Below are 15,819 nucleotides of genomic sequence, written 5' to 3' on the forward strand. Positions count from 1 at the left end.
CACTCGCGGGCTGCGCCCGCTTGTTCGCGTGCGTCGTCCGAACCAAGAGGCGTGTTCGAGGGAAGCGGGCGGGGGAGGAGTTCCGGAGGGTCGGCGGTGGAGGCGTGCTGGCCGTTGTCGACTGCGGAGTGGTGCACGTCGTCTGGCGGCTCAGCGTTGGGGCGGTGGTGGTGGATGGATGCGGGGGAGTTGTTCCACGTGAAACGTGGCAAACAAAAAGCGCGGCCCGCTCCACAGGGGAGCGGGCCGCGCTGGGGTCTGGCGGGGTATCAAGCCTGCGGCAGGATCACCACTCGGCGCTGGGGTTCTTCGCCCTCGCTTTCGCTGTGGACGCCTGCGACGGCGGCTACGGCGTCGTGGACGACCTTGCGCTCGAACGGCGTCATCGGGTGCAGGCGGATGCGTTCGCCCGACGACAGCACCTTCTCGGCCGTGGTGCGGCCGAGGTCCGCCAGCTCGGCACGGCGGCCCGCGCGCCAGCCCGCCACGTCCAGCATGAGCCTGCTGCGCACGCCGGTCTCCTGCTGCACCGCGAGTCGAGTCAGCTCCTGCAACGACTCGAGCACGGTGCCGCGGGTGCCGACGAGCTTCTCCAGGTCCTCGCCGCCGTCGATGCTGACGATCGCCCGACCGGCTTCGACGTCCAGGTCGATGTCGCCGTCGTAGTCGAGCAGGTCGAGCAGGCGCTCCAGGTAGTCACCCGCGATGTCGCCCTCCTGGACGAGCAGGTCTTCCGAACTGCCACGCGTCTTCGGCTCCGCCTCGACGGCGTCCTCCGCCGCGTCCACCTCGGCCGCCTGCAACGTCTCCGACACGATGTCTCCTCTCCAGGGCAAGCGCCCGGTCAACGACGCTTCTTGTTGCCCTGCTTCTTGCCAGGGGATCGGCCTGTGATCAGGCCGGGGATCTCGGTGTTGGCCGACGCGCTGCTGCCGTTGCTCTCAGGGGTCAGGTCCGCCGCGGTGGGCGGGGTGTCCTGGGCGCGGGTGGCGGGTCGTTTGCCCTTGGCGGTGCCCATGGCCCGCGCGTTGCCGGTGCGGACGCCGGGGGTGGGCTTCTGGCCTGCGCGCGGGGCGTTCGGCTTCGCGCCGGGCTTGGGCGCGAGGTCCTTGCGCTGGCTGATCGCCTCGACCTTCTTGGCTTCTTCCTCGCGGTCGATGCGCCGGTACACGAAGTGCTGCTGCGCGAGCGTCCAGCCGTTGTTGCTCAGCCAGTACAGCAGGATCGCGATGGGGAAGAAGAGGCCACCGACGAGCACGCCGAGCGGGAAGATGTAGAGCGTCAGCTTGTTCATGATCGCGGTCTGCGGGTTGTCGATCGCCGACTGCGTCTGCCTGGCGACCGAGTGGCGCGCGGTGAAGTGGGTCGCGATGCTGGCGATGATCATCAGCGGGATGGCGACGATGATGACCGCGCTGCGCTGGGTGCTGAACGCCGCGAGCTGGTCGGCGGGCATCGTGATGAACGTCGACAGGTTCGCGCCGAAGAGCTTCGCCTGGACGAAGGACTCGACGCCCTTGGCGTCGAAGAAGTAGACCTCGCCCCAGCCGGGCTTGAACGAGCGCAGCACGTGGAACAGACCGATGAACACCGGGATCTGGACCAGCATGGGGAGGCAGCCGCCGAGCGGGTTGACCCCGTGCTCGGACTGGAGCTTCTGCATCTCGGCCGCTTGGCGCTGGCGGTCGTTGGGGTACTTCTTCTTGATCTTCTGCATCTCCGGCGCGAACTCCTGCATCTTCCGCATGGAGCGCACCTGGCCGACGAACGGCTTGAAGAGCAGGGCTCGGAGGGTGAAGACGAGGAAGACCACGGACAGAGCCCACGCGAGTCCGCTGGATTCGCCGAGGACGTGGCCGAAAACCCAGTGCCAACACCAGAGGATGAAGGACACCGGGTAGTAGATGAAGTTGAGCACTGAGCTACTCCTCGGCGGATGTGTCGGGGACCTGTTCCTGGCGAGGTCTCCTCGGTGGAACGGGGTCCAGGCCTCCAGGGTGCCAGGGTCCGCAGCGGGCCAGCCGGCGAAGGGTCAGCCAGGTACCGCGCAGCGCACCGTGGACGGTCAACGCTTCGACCGCGTAGGCACTGCAACTCGGGTAGAAGCGGCAGCTCGGCGGTAGGAACGGCGAGATGAACCGCTGGTAGAGCCGCACCGGCAGGATGAGCACGCGCGCGAGGGGACTCGACTGCGTGGTGGTCATCGCAACAGCCTGCGCAGGGCGGCGTCGAAGTCGGCCGCGAGCTCGGCGCTGGACGCCTCGGCTGAGGCGGGCAGCGCGCGCACGACGAGCGAGGTGCCCGCGGGCAGCCGCGCCAGCCTGTCGCGGACGACGTGGCGCAGCTTGCGGCTCACCCGGTGGCGGACCACCGAGTTGCCCACGGCCTTGCTCACGACGAAGCCCACCTTGGACATGTCCAAGGTGGGCCGCGCCGAGGATTCAGTAGATGTCTGCTGCCCTGACGACCGCACCAGGGCGTGCACGACCAGCCGGGGCCGTCCTGCACGGCGGCCTCGGCGAACCACCAGGCCGAAGTCCTGGCTGCGGGTCAGCCGGGCGGCCGCGGGGAGCACGGCGCTGCTGTTATCAGGCGGACAGGCGGTCGCGGCCCTTGGTGCGCCGCGCTGCGAGGATGGCCCGGCCGGCGCGGGTGCGCATGCGCAGCCGGAAGCCGTGCGTCTTGGCGCGGCGGCGGTTGTTGGGCTGGAAGGTGCGCTTACCCTTGCTCACGGCTGGATCTCCCGGTGCTGACTACCAAGCAGGTCTGTGGGCGTCCCCAGCCGATCAACAATCCGGCGCCGTCCGGCACCTGGGCAGGACGGTCGCGGCAAGAGCGCGCCAAACGCACCCGTCGCTCGCGGGAGACTTCACCGAGGGTACGCAGGCGGGGGCCCTGTTCTCAAATCGGGGTGGCGCTGAACACGCCCCGCGACACACCGGCGACACGGCGGTGCTTGCCCGCCACCCCACCTTGTGGCACGGCGCGAGCCTTGTTAGCGTGCACCCTCCCGCGGATTTCGAGGCGCACCTGGATGTCGCCGAAACTGCCCCCACGGTGCGCTGAATCGCCGTCGGGATCCGCCGCGTCCCGACGCACCTTCGTGCACAGTTGTGGATAACTCTGTGGATGCCTCTATTCTCCGAGTCCACACCGTGAAGCGGGTAGCTCCACGGGGGGAGCACGTCGAGGGGAGGGGAGCGCGCAGGTGTCCAACCACCAGACCGATCTCGGTCTCGTGTGGGAGCAGGTGGTCGCGGAACTGGCCGCCAGCACCCTGTCCCCGCAGCAGCGAGCTTGGATGCGGGTGACCAGGCCGATCGGTCTGCTCGACGGGACCGCGCTGCTGGCCGCGCCGAGCGACTTCGCCAAGGAAGCCATCGAGCGCGCGCTGCGCGAACCCATCACCGCCGCCCTGTCCCGCCGCCTCGGCCGGGCCGTGTCGCTGGCCGTGAAGGTCGACTCACCCGAACCGGTGAACACCCCGACGACTCCCATCCCGGTCGCGCACGGCGTGCCCGGCGGCAACGGGATCAGCCAGCCGATCGGTCTGCTCGACCAGTCGATGCCCGGCCAGTTGCCGAACCACCTGCCCGGTCCGATGCCCGCGCAGCCGATGCCCGGCCAGCCCGTGCCGGGTCCGGGGCAGCAGTTGTCGATGCCGACCGGCGAGGACGGCGACGGCGAGTCCGACAGCGACGAGGTCGACGAGGAGCGCGAGGCCCGTGAGGCGCTCGCGACCGTCCACGAGATCTGGCCGACGTTCAGCGGCAGCGCCCCGGTCAGCGGCACGCCGTTCACCCGGCCCGCGAACCCGCCGACGTCGCAGACCCGGCTGAACGAGAAGTACAACTTCGACACGTTCGTCATCGGCGCCTCGAACCGGTTCGCCCACGCGGCCGCGGTCGCGGTGGCCGAGGCGCCCGCCCGCGCCTACAACCCGCTGTTCATCTGGGGCGAGTCCGGGCTCGGCAAGACGCACCTGCTCCACGCGGTCGGCCACTACGCGCAGCGCCTGTTCCCCGGCATGCGCGTGCGGTACGTGTCGACCGAGGAGTTCACCAACGACTTCATCAACTCCCTGCGCGACGACCGCAAGGTCGCGTTCCAGCGCCGCTACCGGGACATCGACGTGCTCCTCGTCGACGACATCCAGTTCCTGGAGGGCAAGGAGGGCACGCAGGAGGAGTTCTTCCACACCTTCAACACGCTGCACAACTCGAACAAGCAGATCGTCGTGTCCTCGGACCGGCCGCCCAAGCGGCTGGAAACCCTGGAGGACCGGCTGCGGACGCGCTTCGAGTGGGGTCTGATCACGGACATCCAGCCGCCCGAGCTGGAGACCCGGATCGCGATCCTCCGCAAGAAGGCGGCGCAGGACCGGTTGGCGGCGCCCGCCGAGGTGCTGGAGTTCATCGCGGCCCGGATCGAGCGGAACATCCGCGAGCTCGAAGGCGCGCTGATCCGGGTGACGGCGTTCGCGTCGCTCAACCGGCAGCCGGTCGACGTGCAGTTGGCCGAGATCGTCCTGCGGGACCTGATCCCGGACTCGCACGCGCCCGAGGTGACCGCGCCGACGATCATGGCGGTCACGGCGGAGTACTTCGGCGTGACGATCGACGACCTGTGCGGCAAGGGCAAGACGAAAGCGCTTGCGAACGCCCGGCAGATCTCCATGTACCTGTGCCGCGAGCTGACGGACCTGTCGCTGCCGAAGATCGGCCAGACGTTCGGCGGTCGCGACCACACGACCGTCATGCACGCGGACAAGAAGATCCGCAAGGAGATGGCCGAGCGCCGCCGGATCTACGACCAGGTCCAGGAGCTCACCTCCCGGATCAAGCAGCGCTCCCGGCACACCGTCTAGTACGGCCGACGACGAAGCGGGCGGGATCACCTCACGGAGGTGGTCCCGCCCGCTTCGTTCCGTGGGACCCTTGCCCCGCCCTCCCGGTCGCGCGCGGCGTCCTTTCCGACGACGCCCCCGACTCCCGGCGAGCACCCGATCAGAAACCCAGCGCCCGTCGAACGGCCCCCGCGCGCCCTCGTCGGACTTTTCCCAGAGCCCCCGCGCCGCGACTCCGGACCCCCGAGAACGGGTGGGTCGGGCGGCGCCCGAGGGTCGGGACGTCGCCACTTTTCTCGTTGACCGCCGGTCACGACCTGTGGACAACCTCAGAAATGTTGTCCGAACGGGGGAGTTTTGGGCTCCGAACCCTGTGCAGCACCCGGGTACAACTGCACCCACACCCGGGGATGCACCCGGGGACAAGTCGGCTTGCCTGTGGACCAAACGGAGCAGTCCCGGAGTTGTCCCCGGGGGCGCCGAGTTGTCCCCGGGTGGGACCCCCCAGTTGCCCACAGGTTGGAAGGGGCGCTGACCTGCGAGGACACGCGTTGTCCACACAATCCACAACCCTTACTGTTACTGCTGTTGTTCTCTCTTGAAGAGAAGAACAAAAGAAAAACAGGGGGTGGCGAAACCCGGGGACAAGCGGCCGGACGGCCCTCCCGCGCTCCCCGCCCCGAGATGACGTGAGGGCTCCGGACGCTCTACGGTGGAGCAACCACGCCAGGAGGTTGGAGCCCGAGCTCGACCCACCTGAGGCGAACGCGGTCCGCTTCCCAGCGGTTCACCCCCACAGCTCACAACGCATCGCCACGTTGGACCGACCGTCGCCCCGGTCGGTCGTGCCGACTTGAGGAAGGACGCTCATGAAGATCCGCGTCGAGCGCGACGGCCTGGCCGACGCCGTCGCCTGGGTCGCGCGCAGCCTGCCGTCCAGGCCGCCCGTTCCGGTGCTCGGTGGAGTCCTGCTCGACGCCGGTTCCCCGGACGGCGCGCCGGGGGACTCGCTCACCGTCTCGGGCTTCGACTACGAGGTCTCGGCGACGGTCGGCGTCCCGGCCACGATCGCGGACGGCGGCAAGACCCTCGTCTCCGGTCGTCTCCTCGCGGACATCACCAAGGCGCTGCCGAACCACCCGGTCGAGATCTCCGTCGACGGCTCCCGGATGACGATCACCTGTGGCAGCGCCAAGTTCAGCCTCCCGACGATGCCGGTCGAGGACTACCCCGCGCTGCCGAACATGCCGCAGCTCGCCGGCGAGCTGGCCGGTGAGGTCTTCAGCGAGGCCGTCGCCCAGGTCGCCGTCGCGGCGGGCAAGGACGACACGCTGCCGATGCTGACCGGTGTCCGCCTGGAGATCGGCGAGGGCAAGTTCACCCTCGTCGCCACGGACCGGTTCCGGCTGGCGATGCGCGAGTTCGCGTGGGAGCCGAACGAGACCCTGAGCGAGACCGCCGTGCTCGTCCCGGCGCGCACGCTCGCCGACGCGGCCAAGACCCTCGGCGGTTCGGGCAACAAGGTCGAGCTGTCGCTCGCGGCGAACGACGGGCTCCTCGGCCTCTCGGGCAACGGCAGGCGCACGACGACCCGGCTGCTCGACGCGGACTTCCCGAAGTACCGCCAACTCCTCCCCAGCGAGCACTCCGCCGCCGCGATCATCGAGGTGGACTCCCTCGTCCAGGCGATCAAGCGCGTCTCGCTCGTCGCGGAGCGGGGCACCCAGGTCCGGCTGGAGTTCGTCGACGGCGGCCTGCGCCTGTCGGCGGGCGGCGACGACGAGGGCAGCGCCGAGGAAGAGCTCCCGGTCGAGTACACCGGCGAGCCGGTCACGATCGCGTTCAACCCCACGTACCTCCTGGAGGGCGTGCACGCCGTGCGCACGGCCAAGGCCCACCTGTCCTTCACGACCCCCAGCAGGCCCGCCCTGTTGAAGCCGGTCGATGATGAGGGCGGCGTGGCGCCGGGCTACCTGTACCTGCTGATGCCCGTTCGCCTGCCCGGCTAAACGTCAACTCGAAACAGGGGAGTCAGCACCGTGCAGCTCGGACTTGTGGGCCTCGGCAAGATGGGCTTCAACATGCGCGAGCGGATTCGCCGCGCGGGCCACGAGGTTGTCGGTTACGACCGCAACCCCGAGGTCACCGACGCGAGTTCGCTCGCCGACCTGGTCGACAAGCTGGAAGCCCCCCGCGTCGTGTGGGTGATGGTCCCGGCGGGCGACATCACCCGGCAGACGATCGCGGACCTCGGTGAGCTGCTGGCCCCCGGCGACCTCGTGATCGACGGCGGCAACTCCCGCTACACCGACGACAAGGTGAACGCGGAACTGTTGGCGGGCAAGGAGATCGGCTACCTCGACACGGGCGTGTCCGGTGGCGTGTGGGGTCTCGACAACGGGTACGGCCTGATGGTCGGCGGCGCGGCCGAGGACGTCGAGAAGGCCATGCCGATCTTCGACGCGCTGCGCCCCGAAGGTCCCCGCGAAGAGGGTTTCGCGCACGCCGGTCAGGTCGGCGCGGGCCACTTCGCGAAGATGATCCACAACGGCATCGAGTACGGCCTGATGCAGGCGTACGCCGAGGGCTTCGAGCTGCTGGAGGCCTCCAAGCTCGTGGAGAACGTGCCCGCGACCATCAAGGCGTGGCAGCGCGGCACCGTCGTCCGGTCCTGGCTGCTCGACCTCCTGGTCCGCGCGCTCGATTCGGACCCCGAGCTGGACGACCTGCGCGGCCACGTCGAGGACTCCGGCGAGGGCCGGTGGACCGTCGAGGAGGCGATCAACCTCGCGGTGCCCGCGCCGGTGATCTCCGCCGCGCTGTTCGCCCGGTTCGCGTCGCGCCAGGACGACTCGCCCGCCATGCGCGCGGTCGCCTCGCTGCGCAACCAGTTCGGTGGTCACGCCGTGCAAGCCGCCGGACCGACGTCCGGCAGCGGTAGCACGCAGAGCTGACGCCCGCCGTTGTACGTCAGGCACCTCCAGGTCAGCGACTTCCGCTCGTGGGAGCGCGCCGACCTGGCGTTCGAGCCGGGGGTCAGCGTGCTGGTCGGGCCGAACGGCCAGGGCAAGACGAACCTGGTCGAGGCGCTCGGCTACGTGGCCACGCTCGGGTCGCACCGGGTGGCCACCGACGTGCCGCTGATCCGGCACGGCAGTCCCCGCGCGGTGGTGCGGGCCGCGGTCGTCAACGACGGCCGCGAACTGCTGGTGGAACTGGAGATCACGCCGGGCAAGGCGAACCGGGCGCGGATCAACCGCGGCCCGGTTCCCCGTCCGCGGGACGTGCTGGGGATCCTGCGCACCGTGCTGTTCGCGCCGGAGGACCTGGCGCTGGTGCGCGGCGATCCCGGTGAACGTCGCCGGTTCCTCGACGAGATGCTCGTGGCGCGCGCGCCCCGGTACGCCGGGGTGCGCAGCGACTACGAGCGGGTGCTCAAGCAGCGCGGCGCCCTGCTGAAGACGGCGGGGGCGGCGAAGCGGGCCGGGCGGTCCGGTGACCTCAGCACCCTGGACGTGTGGGACGGGCACCTGGCGAAGCACGGGGCGGAACTGCTCGCCGCGCGGCTCGACCTCGTCGCGGACATCGCGCCGCACGTGGCCGCGTCGTACGCGGAGGTCGCCCCGGAGTCGCGGCCCGCGAAGATCCGGTACCGGTCGAGCCTCGGCGAGTCGCAGCCCGAGGGCTTCGGCGTGCCGGGCGGGCCGCGGGCCGACCGGGGCCAGTTGGAGGACGCGATGCTCGTCGAGCTGTACCGCGTCCGCTCGCAGGAGGTCGACCGGGGTGTCTGCCTGGTCGGTCCGCACCGCGACGAGCTGGAGCTGGCGCTCGGCGAGCTGCCCGCGAAGGGGTACGCCAGTCACGGGGAGTCATGGTCGTTCGCACTGGCCCTGCGGCTCGGGGGGTACGAGCTGCTGCGTGTCGACGGCACCGAACCGGTGCTCGTGCTGGACGATGTGTTCGCCGAACTCGACCGCGGCCGACGGCGGCAGCTCGCGAAGGTCGCGGCGGGTGCGGAGCAGGTCCTGATCACCGCGGCCGTCGCCGAGGACGTGCCGGAGGAGCTCGCGGGCGCTCGGTTTGAGGTTCGCCATGGGGAGGTGCACAGTGTCTGACGATGTCCCTCGAACGGGTGTGACAAGTCGCACAACTGGGGACAACCCTGTGGATGGTGTGGATAACTCGCCACAAATTGCGGACATATCCACAGGCGATGTCACTCCACAGGGTGTTCTATCCCCAGCGGACGGTGAAATCTTGCGGGGCCCCGACCTCGCGCGGGCCGCGCTGGAGGCCGCGCGGGCGTCGGCGAAGAGCCGTGCCAAGCAGCCGGGCCGTCGCGGGGCGGGTGGCGCGAACCGGTCGAAGCGTCGCCGCTGGTCGGGCGCGGGCCCGGACGACCGCGACCCCCAGCCGCTGGGCAGGCTGGCCTCGCGCGTCGCCACCGAGCACGGGTGGGCCGAGCGGCTCGCGGGCGGCAACGTCTTCGGCAAGTGGGCCAAGCTGGTCGGCGAGGACGTGGCCGAGCACGCGAAGCCGATCACGCTGAGCGACGGCGAGCTGACGGTGCAGGCGGACTCCACGGCGTGGGCGACGCAGCTCAGGCTGTTGCAGCGCGAACTCATCAAGCGCATCGCCGCCGGGGTGGGTGACGGCGTGGTGAAGAAGCTGAAGGTGCAGGGTCCCCAGGCTCCCAACTGGCGATTCGGCCCCAGGCACGCTCCAGGACGCGGCCCACGTGATACCTACGGCTGACGCGCGATAATCGTTCAGCGGCGATCCTGTGGCGCACTGAGCGCTCACCAGCCGATTTGACCACCTGGGTCAGCCGATCCAACCCGACCGGGTCGACTTGAGAGCCTCTGAGGGCAAATCAGGGGTGTCCTTGGTGCATCCTGGTCGCACCCGACCGGTAGAATAATCGGTGAGCATGACCATCAGCGTCGCCGCTCGGCGACGTCCTGTCGCTTCATGTCGAGGAGACACCAGGCCCGTGGCAGACAAGAATGAGTACGGCGCGTCCTCAATCAGCGTCCTCGAGGGCCTGGAGGCGGTTCGCAAGCGCCCCGGCATGTACATCGGGTCGACCGGCGAGCGCGGTCTGCACCACCTGATCCAGGAGGTCGTGGACAACTCCGTCGACGAGGCGATGGCGGGTCACGCCACCTTCGTCGACGTGACGCTGCTGGCCAACGGCGGTGTGCGGGTGATCGACGACGGCCGTGGCATCCCGGTCGACATCCACCCGGTGGAGAAGGTCCCGACCCTCGAGGTCGTGATGACCAAGCTGCACGCGGGCGGCAAGTTCAACAGCGACTCCTACGCCGTCTCCGGTGGTCTGCACGGCGTCGGCATCTCGGTCGTGAACGCGCTGTCCACCGCCGTCGACGTCGAGGTGAAGCGCCAAGGTTTCACGTGGAACCAGCGCTACGAGGGCACCAAGCCCGCGCACCCGTTGACCAAGGGCGCTCCGGTGACGGAGACCGGCACGATCATCACGTTCTGGGCCGACCCGACGATCTTCGAGACGACCACCTACAACCTGGAGACGATCTCCCGCCGCCTCCAGGAGATGGCGTTCCTCAACAAGGGCCTCACGATCGTCCTGCGCGACGAGCGGGTCGTCGAGTCGGACGCCGAAGCCGACGCCGAGGGTCACGTCGCGCGGGTCAAGGAGCGCACGTTCCACTACCCGAACGGCCTCGAGGACTTCGTCAAGCACATCAACCACACGCGCGAAGAGGTCCACAAGAAGGTCATCGCCTTCGACGCCAAGGGTGACGGCATCGAGGTCGAGGTCGCGATGCAGTGGAACACCGGCTACACGGCGTCGGTGTACACGTTCGCCAACACGATCAACACCCACGAGGGCGGCACGCACGAGGAGGGCTTCCGCGCCGCGCTGACCCGAGTGGTCAACGAGTACGCGCGCGACAAGAAGCTGCTCAAGGAGAAGGACACCAACCTCACCGGTGACGACATCCGCGAGGGTCTCGCCGCGATCATCTCGGTGAAGTTGCAGGAGCCCCAGTTCGAGGGGCAGACGAAGACCAAGCTGGGCAACAGCGAGGCCAAGTCGTTCGTGCAGAAGTCGACCAACGAGCACCTGGCCGACTGGTTCGAGCGGCACCCCAACGAGGCGCGCACGATCGTGACGAAGGCGGTCTCGTCCGCGCAGGCCCGGATGGCGGCCCGCAAGGCGCGCGAACTGGTCCGCCGCAAGGGCGCGCTGGACATCGGCGGCCTGCCCGGCAAGCTGAAGGACTGCCGCTCCACCAACCCGGAGGAGTGCGAGCTCTACATCGTGGAGGGCGACTCCGCGGGCGGCTCGGCGAAGGAGGGCCGGGACTCCATGTTCCAGGCGATCCTGCCGATCCGCGGCAAGATCATCAACGTGGAGAAGGCCCGCATCGACCGGGTCCTCAAGAACAACGAGGTGCAGAGCCTCATCACCGCGCTCGGCACCGGCATCCACGACGAGTTCGACATCTCGAAGCTGCGCTACCACAAGGTCGTGCTGATGGCGGACGCCGACGTGGACGGCCAGCACATCCGGACGCTGCTCCTCACCCTGCTGTTCCGCTTCATGCGGCCGCTGATCGAGCACGGCCACGTGTACTTCGCGCAGCCGCCGCTGTACAAGATCAAGTGGCAGCGCATCGACCCGGAGTTCGCCTACTCCGACCGCGAGCGCGACGGGCTGATCGAAGAAGGCCTGAAGGCGGGCAAGAAGCTCGGCAAGGACGACAACATCCAGCGGTACAAGGGTCTCGGCGAGATGAACGCCTCCGAACTGTGGGAAACCACGATGGACCCGGCGCACCGCCTGCTCATGCAGGTGACCATGGACGACGCCGCGACGGCGGACGAGCTGTTCAGCGTGCTGATGGGCGAGGACGTGGAAGCGCGCCGCTCCTTCATCACCCGCAACGCGAAGGACGTCCGCTTCCTGGACGTGTGACGCCGCCCGTCCACCTGTAGACCTGCTCGCCTGGCGAAGAGGAAAGAAGAACCTTGACCGAGACGACCTTGCCTCCGGGGCCCGACCACGACCGCACCGAGATGGTCGACATCCAGCAGGAGATGCAGCGCTCCTACATCGACTACGCGATGAGCGTCATCGTCGGTCGCGCGCTGCCGGACGTCCGCGACGGGCTCAAGCCCGTGCACGTCCGGGTGCTCTACTCGATGTTCGACTCCGGTTTCCGGCCGGACCGCGGCTACAACAAGTGCGCGCGCGTCGTCGGCGACGTGATGGGCAACTACCACCCGCACGGCGACTCGTCGATCTACGACGCGCTCGTGCGGCTGGCCCAGCCGTGGGCGATGCGCTACCCGCTGATCGACCCCCAGGGCAACTTCGGCTCGCTGGGCAACGACCCCGCGGCCGCCATGCGCTACACGGAGTGCCGCCTCACGCCGTTGGCCATGCAGATGCTGGCCGACATCGAAGAGGACACGGTCGACTTCCGGCCGAACTACGACGGCCGGATCGAAGAGCCGAAGGTCCTGCCCGCGCGCATCCCCAACCTGCTGATCAACGGCAGTTCGGGCATCGCGGTCGGCATGGCGACGAACATCCCGCCGCACAACCTGCGCGAGGTCGCGTCGGGCGTGGTGTGGGCGCTGGACAACTGGGAGGCCTCCGACGAGGAGACCCTCGAAGCGATGATCGAGCGGATCAAGGGGCCGGACTTCCCGACCTACGGCCTGATCCTCGGCAACTCGGGCATCGAGGACGCGTACCGCACGGGCCGCGGCTCGGTGAAGATGCGCGCCGTCATCGAGGTCGACGAGGACGCCAAGGGCCGCACGATCCTGGTCGTCACCGAGCTGCCCTACCAGGTGAACCCGGACAACCTGGTCGAGAACATCGCGGCGCTCGTGCGCGACCAGAAGCTGACCGGCATCGCGAACATCGCGGACGAGTCGAACAACCGCCGCGGCATGCGCATCGTGATCACGATCAAGCGCGACGCCGTCGCGAAGGTCGTGCTGAACAACCTCTACAAGCACACCCAGCTCCAGTACTCGTTCGGCGTGAACATGCTGTCGCTGGTCGACCAGGTGCCGCGCACGCTGCGGCTCGACCAGATGATCCGCCAGTACGTGAAGCACCAGATCGAGGTCATCGTCCGGCGGACGCGGTTCCGCCTGCGCAAGGCCGAGGAACGCGCGCACATCCTGCGCGGCCTGGTCAAGGCGTTGGACATGCTCGACGAGGTCATCGCGTTGATCCGCCGGTCGTCGACCCCGGACATCGCGCGCACCGGCCTGATCGAGCTGCTCGCCGTGGACGAGGTCCAGGCGAACGCGATCCTGGAGATGCAGCTCCGCCGCCTGGCCGCCCTGGAGCGCCAGAAGATCATCGACCAGTTGGCCGAGATCGAGCTGGAGATCGCGGACCTCCAGGACATCCTGGCCAAGCCGGAGCGCCAGCGCGCGATCGTGCGCGACGAGCTGACGGCGATCGTCGACAAGCACGGCGACGACCGGCGCACGCAGATCATCCCGTTCGACGGCGACGTGTCGATGGAAGACCTGATCGCGGTCGAGGACGTGGTCGTCACGATCACCCGGACCGGCTACGCGAAGCGCACCAAGACCGACCTGTACCGGGCGCAGAAGCGCGGCGGCAAGGGCGTCCAGGGCGCGCAGCTCAAGCAGGACGACATCGTGGCGCACTTCTTCGTGTGCTCCACGCACGACTGGATCCTGTTCTTCACGAACAAGGGCCGGGTGTACCGGGCGAAGGCGTACGAGCTGCCCGAGGCCAACCGCAACGCCCGCGGCCAGCACGTGGCGAACCTCCTGGCGTTCCAGCCGGAGGAGGAGATCGCCCAGGTCATCCAGATCAAGAACTACGAGGTGGCGCCGTACCTGGTGCTCGCCACGAAGACCGGTCTGGTCAAGAAGTCCAAGTTGTCCGACTTCGACTCCAACCGATCGGGTGGTCTGATCGGCATCAACCTCCGCGACGACGACGAGCTGGTCGGTGCCGTCCTGTGCTCCGCGGAGGACGACCTGCTGCTGGTCTCCACCGACGGCCAGTCGATCCGCTTCCACGCGACCGACGAAGCACTGCGCCCGATGGGTCGTGCCACGTCAGGCGTGTTGGGCATGCGCTTCAACGGCGGTGACGAGCTGCTGTCGATGGGCGTGGTCGAAGAGGGCAAGTTCGTTTTGGTGGCCACCGACGGTGGGTACTCGAAGCGGACGCCCCTGGAGGACTACCCGGTCCAGGGACGTGGCGGGAAGGGTGTGCTGACCATCCAGCACGACCGCCGACGTGGGAGGCTTGTCGGAGCGCTCATCGTCGACGTCGACGACGAGCTCTACGCGATCACCTCTACCGGCGGGGTCATCAGGACCAGCGCCAAGGAGGTTCGCAAGGCGGGGCGGCAGACCAAGGGGGTCCGGCTGATGAACCTAGGCGAAGGCACCACTTTGATCGCCGTCGCAGGCAACGCCGATGAGCCTTCCGACGTCCCCATTGATGGGGACGAGGCTGAGCCCGCCAACTAACGCGGACGAGAGGTTGAGGACTGCTCGTGACTTCATCCGAGAACCCGGAGAATCGGGACGCGGACAAGACGGCGGTGATCACCAAACCTGTTTTGCAGGGTGGTGCTGACCAGGGGTCGAAGGCGAAGGGCGCCGACAAGGGCGCCCCTTCGAACGGTGCGGAGAAGTCGGCCGCCCCGAAGGTGGCCGCGCAGGCCGAGCCTTCGAAGGTCCCCGACGGTGCGACCGTCGAGATCTCGAAGTCGCAGGCCAAGGCGGCCGTGGCGGCTCCGGCGCCCGCGTCCGCCAAAGCCGCGGAGCAGTCCACGGCGGAGCCGACTGCGAAGGTGCAGTCGGCGCCCGTCGTGCCGCCGTCGAAGCCTGCCGCGCCGCCGGTGAAGCCCACCGCGCCCGCGTCGAAGCCTGCCGCGCCCGCGGTGAAGCCTGCGGCGCCCGCGTCGAAGCCCGTCGTCCCGACGAAGGCCGAACCCCTGCCGGAGGTGCCTGCCGAGCGCCCCGAGGGGCTCGACTTGGTCGCGGCGGCGCCGCCGCCCTGGCAGCGGGTGACCAGCGACGCGAAGTACGCCGAGGCGCAAACGGTTGGCTACCCGACGAGCGAGGCCGTGACCCCGGTCGAACCCGCGCCCGCCGAGCAGCCCGCCTACCCGGCGCAGGACCCGGACACGGTCGCCGTCGCGCGGCCGGTTCCGCCGGGTTCGGCGGCGGCGCAGGCCGCGGGCAGCCGCACGTCGGTGAACCTGGGCACGTCCAGCGCCCGTCCAGGAGCGGCGGCGCCCAGCGCCAGGCGTCCCGGTCGCGGTCCGCGCCGGGCGAGCCTCCAGGTGAAGCGCGTCGACCCGTGGTCGGTGCTGAAGCTCGCGCTGGTGCTCAGCGTGGCGCTGTTCTTCGTGTGGCTGGTGGCGATCGGCGTTCTCTACGGCGTGCTGAACGGCATGGGCGTCTGGGACAAGATCAACAACACGGCGCAGGACCTGCTGTCCGGCAGCGAGCAGTCGGGCGACCCGCTCATCAGCGCGGGTCGGGTGTTCGGCGTCGCGGCCATCATCGGCGCGGTGAACATCGTCCTCTTCACCGCGTTGGCCACGGTCAGCGCGTTCGTCTACAACGTTTCGGCGGATCTCGCGGGTGGCTTGGAGCTCACGCTCTCCGAGCGTGAATGATCAAGGCACCCCCGATTTGGGGCAGCGGCAGGCGGTACGGTAATCTTCCTGTCGTTGCACCAATCAGGGCCTATAGCTCAGACGGTTAGAGCACTTCGCTGATAACGAAGGGGTCGGAGGTTCGAGTCCTCCTAGGCCCACGATCGATTAGGTGAACGGTGCGGGCGTTCTTCGCCCGCCTTCACCGATTCGTTATAACATTGGGGATTGAACCCCCAAACCCCCGCCAGGGGGCACGCCCCCTGGACCCCCGGTGGTCGACCATCGGGTCATCGAACGGGAGCTTCC

At 68.9% G+C, this 15,819-nt stretch carries 12 protein-coding genes, 1 tRNA gene and 1 pseudogene; 9 read left to right on the plus strand and 5 right to left on the minus strand.

Annotation, left to right across the window (positions count from 1 at the left end; all coding sequences use genetic code 11):
* Positions 1-269 precede the first annotated feature (269 nt).
* From NZH93_RS34860 to rpmH, 5 genes are read right to left on the minus strand one after another with little or no spacing between them, the layout of a single operon-like run.
* The gene (locus NZH93_RS34860) at positions 270-815 is read right to left on the minus strand and encodes a Jag family protein (protein ID WP_259627551.1); all 546 of its coding nucleotides are present in this window, start codon (positions 813-815) and stop codon (positions 270-272) included.
* Positions 816-844: 29 nt separating this feature from the next.
* Complete coding sequence (gene yidC, locus NZH93_RS34865) at positions 845-1,918, minus strand: membrane protein insertase YidC (RefSeq protein ID WP_259627552.1); 1,074 nt, start codon at positions 1,916-1,918, stop codon at positions 845-847.
* A 4-nt stretch (positions 1,919-1,922) separates the two neighbouring features.
* Positions 1,923-2,204 carry a membrane protein insertion efficiency factor YidD gene (gene yidD, locus NZH93_RS34870; protein ID WP_259627553.1) on the minus strand — a complete coding sequence of 94 codons (282 nt, stop codon included), beginning with the start codon at positions 2,202-2,204 and terminating at the stop codon, positions 1,923-1,925.
* A complete protein-coding gene (rnpA, locus tag NZH93_RS34875) occupies positions 2,201-2,575 on the minus strand; it encodes a ribonuclease P protein component (protein WP_259627554.1) in 375 nt (124 codons plus the stop codon). The genes yidD and rnpA overlap by 4 nt, the downstream gene beginning before the upstream one ends.
* Positions 2,576-2,588: 13 nt before the next feature.
* On the minus strand, positions 2,589-2,732 hold the full coding sequence (rpmH, locus tag NZH93_RS34880; protein ID WP_106184999.1) for a 50S ribosomal protein L34: 144 nt from the start codon (positions 2,730-2,732) through the stop codon (positions 2,589-2,591).
* Between the two features lie 476 nt (positions 2,733-3,208).
* Here rpmH and dnaA point away from each other — a divergent pair, with 476 nt between their 5' ends.
* From dnaA to NZH93_RS34925, 9 genes and pseudogenes are all read left to right on the plus strand, one after another.
* Complete coding sequence (gene dnaA / locus NZH93_RS34885; RefSeq protein ID WP_259627555.1) at positions 3,209-4,867, plus strand: chromosomal replication initiator protein DnaA; 1,659 nt, start codon at positions 3,209-3,211, stop codon at positions 4,865-4,867.
* An 848-nt stretch (positions 4,868-5,715) separates the two neighbouring features.
* Positions 5,716-6,855, plus strand: coding sequence for a DNA polymerase III subunit beta (gene dnaN, locus NZH93_RS34890; RefSeq protein WP_259627556.1), 1,140 nt, complete (start codon positions 5,716-5,718; stop codon positions 6,853-6,855).
* Positions 6,856-6,882: 27 nt separating this feature from the next.
* Positions 6,883-7,800 (plus strand): annotated as a pseudogene (gene gnd / locus NZH93_RS34895) (phosphogluconate dehydrogenase (NAD(+)-dependent, decarboxylating)); the annotation flags it as partial.
* Between the two features lie 9 nt (positions 7,801-7,809).
* Positions 7,810-8,961 (plus strand): DNA replication/repair protein RecF, encoded by a 1,152-nt coding sequence (gene recF, locus NZH93_RS34900; RefSeq protein WP_259627558.1) that lies wholly within the window; start codon positions 7,810-7,812, stop codon positions 8,959-8,961.
* A gap of 142 nt (positions 8,962-9,103) precedes the next feature.
* Positions 9,104-9,601 (plus strand): DciA family protein, encoded by a 498-nt coding sequence (locus tag NZH93_RS34905; RefSeq protein WP_259627559.1) that lies wholly within the window; start codon positions 9,104-9,106, stop codon positions 9,599-9,601.
* A 238-nt stretch (positions 9,602-9,839) separates the two neighbouring features.
* Positions 9,840-11,807: a DNA topoisomerase (ATP-hydrolyzing) subunit B gene (gene gyrB, locus NZH93_RS34910; protein WP_259627560.1), complete on the plus strand. Its 1,968-nt coding sequence runs from the start codon at positions 9,840-9,842 to the stop codon at positions 11,805-11,807.
* A 53-nt stretch (positions 11,808-11,860) separates the two neighbouring features.
* On the plus strand, positions 11,861-14,371 hold the full coding sequence (gene gyrA, locus NZH93_RS34915; protein WP_259627561.1) for a DNA gyrase subunit A: 2,511 nt from the start codon (positions 11,861-11,863) through the stop codon (positions 14,369-14,371).
* 470 nt (positions 14,372-14,841) lie between these two features.
* Entirely contained in the window at positions 14,842-15,531 is a 690-nt protein-coding gene (locus NZH93_RS34920; protein ID WP_276024670.1) for a DUF3566 domain-containing protein, read from the plus strand.
* Between the two features lie 66 nt (positions 15,532-15,597).
* Positions 15,598-15,671 (plus strand) — tRNA-Ile (locus tag NZH93_RS34925).
* Positions 15,672-15,819 lie beyond the last annotated feature (148 nt).

This window comes from Umezawaea endophytica (assembly GCF_025061645.1).
Lineage (GTDB): Bacteria > Actinomycetota > Actinomycetes > Mycobacteriales > Pseudonocardiaceae > Umezawaea > Umezawaea endophytica.

Excerpts from the sequence above, each read along its gene's own strand:
- dnaN (WP_259627556.1), top strand. The coding sequence starts at position 5,716 with ATGAAGATCCGCGTCGAGCGCGACGGCCTGGCCGACGCCGTCGCCTGG.
- yidD (WP_259627553.1), bottom strand. The coding sequence starts at position 2,204 with ATGACCACCACGCAGTCGAGTCCCCTCGCGCGCGTGCTCATCCTGCCG.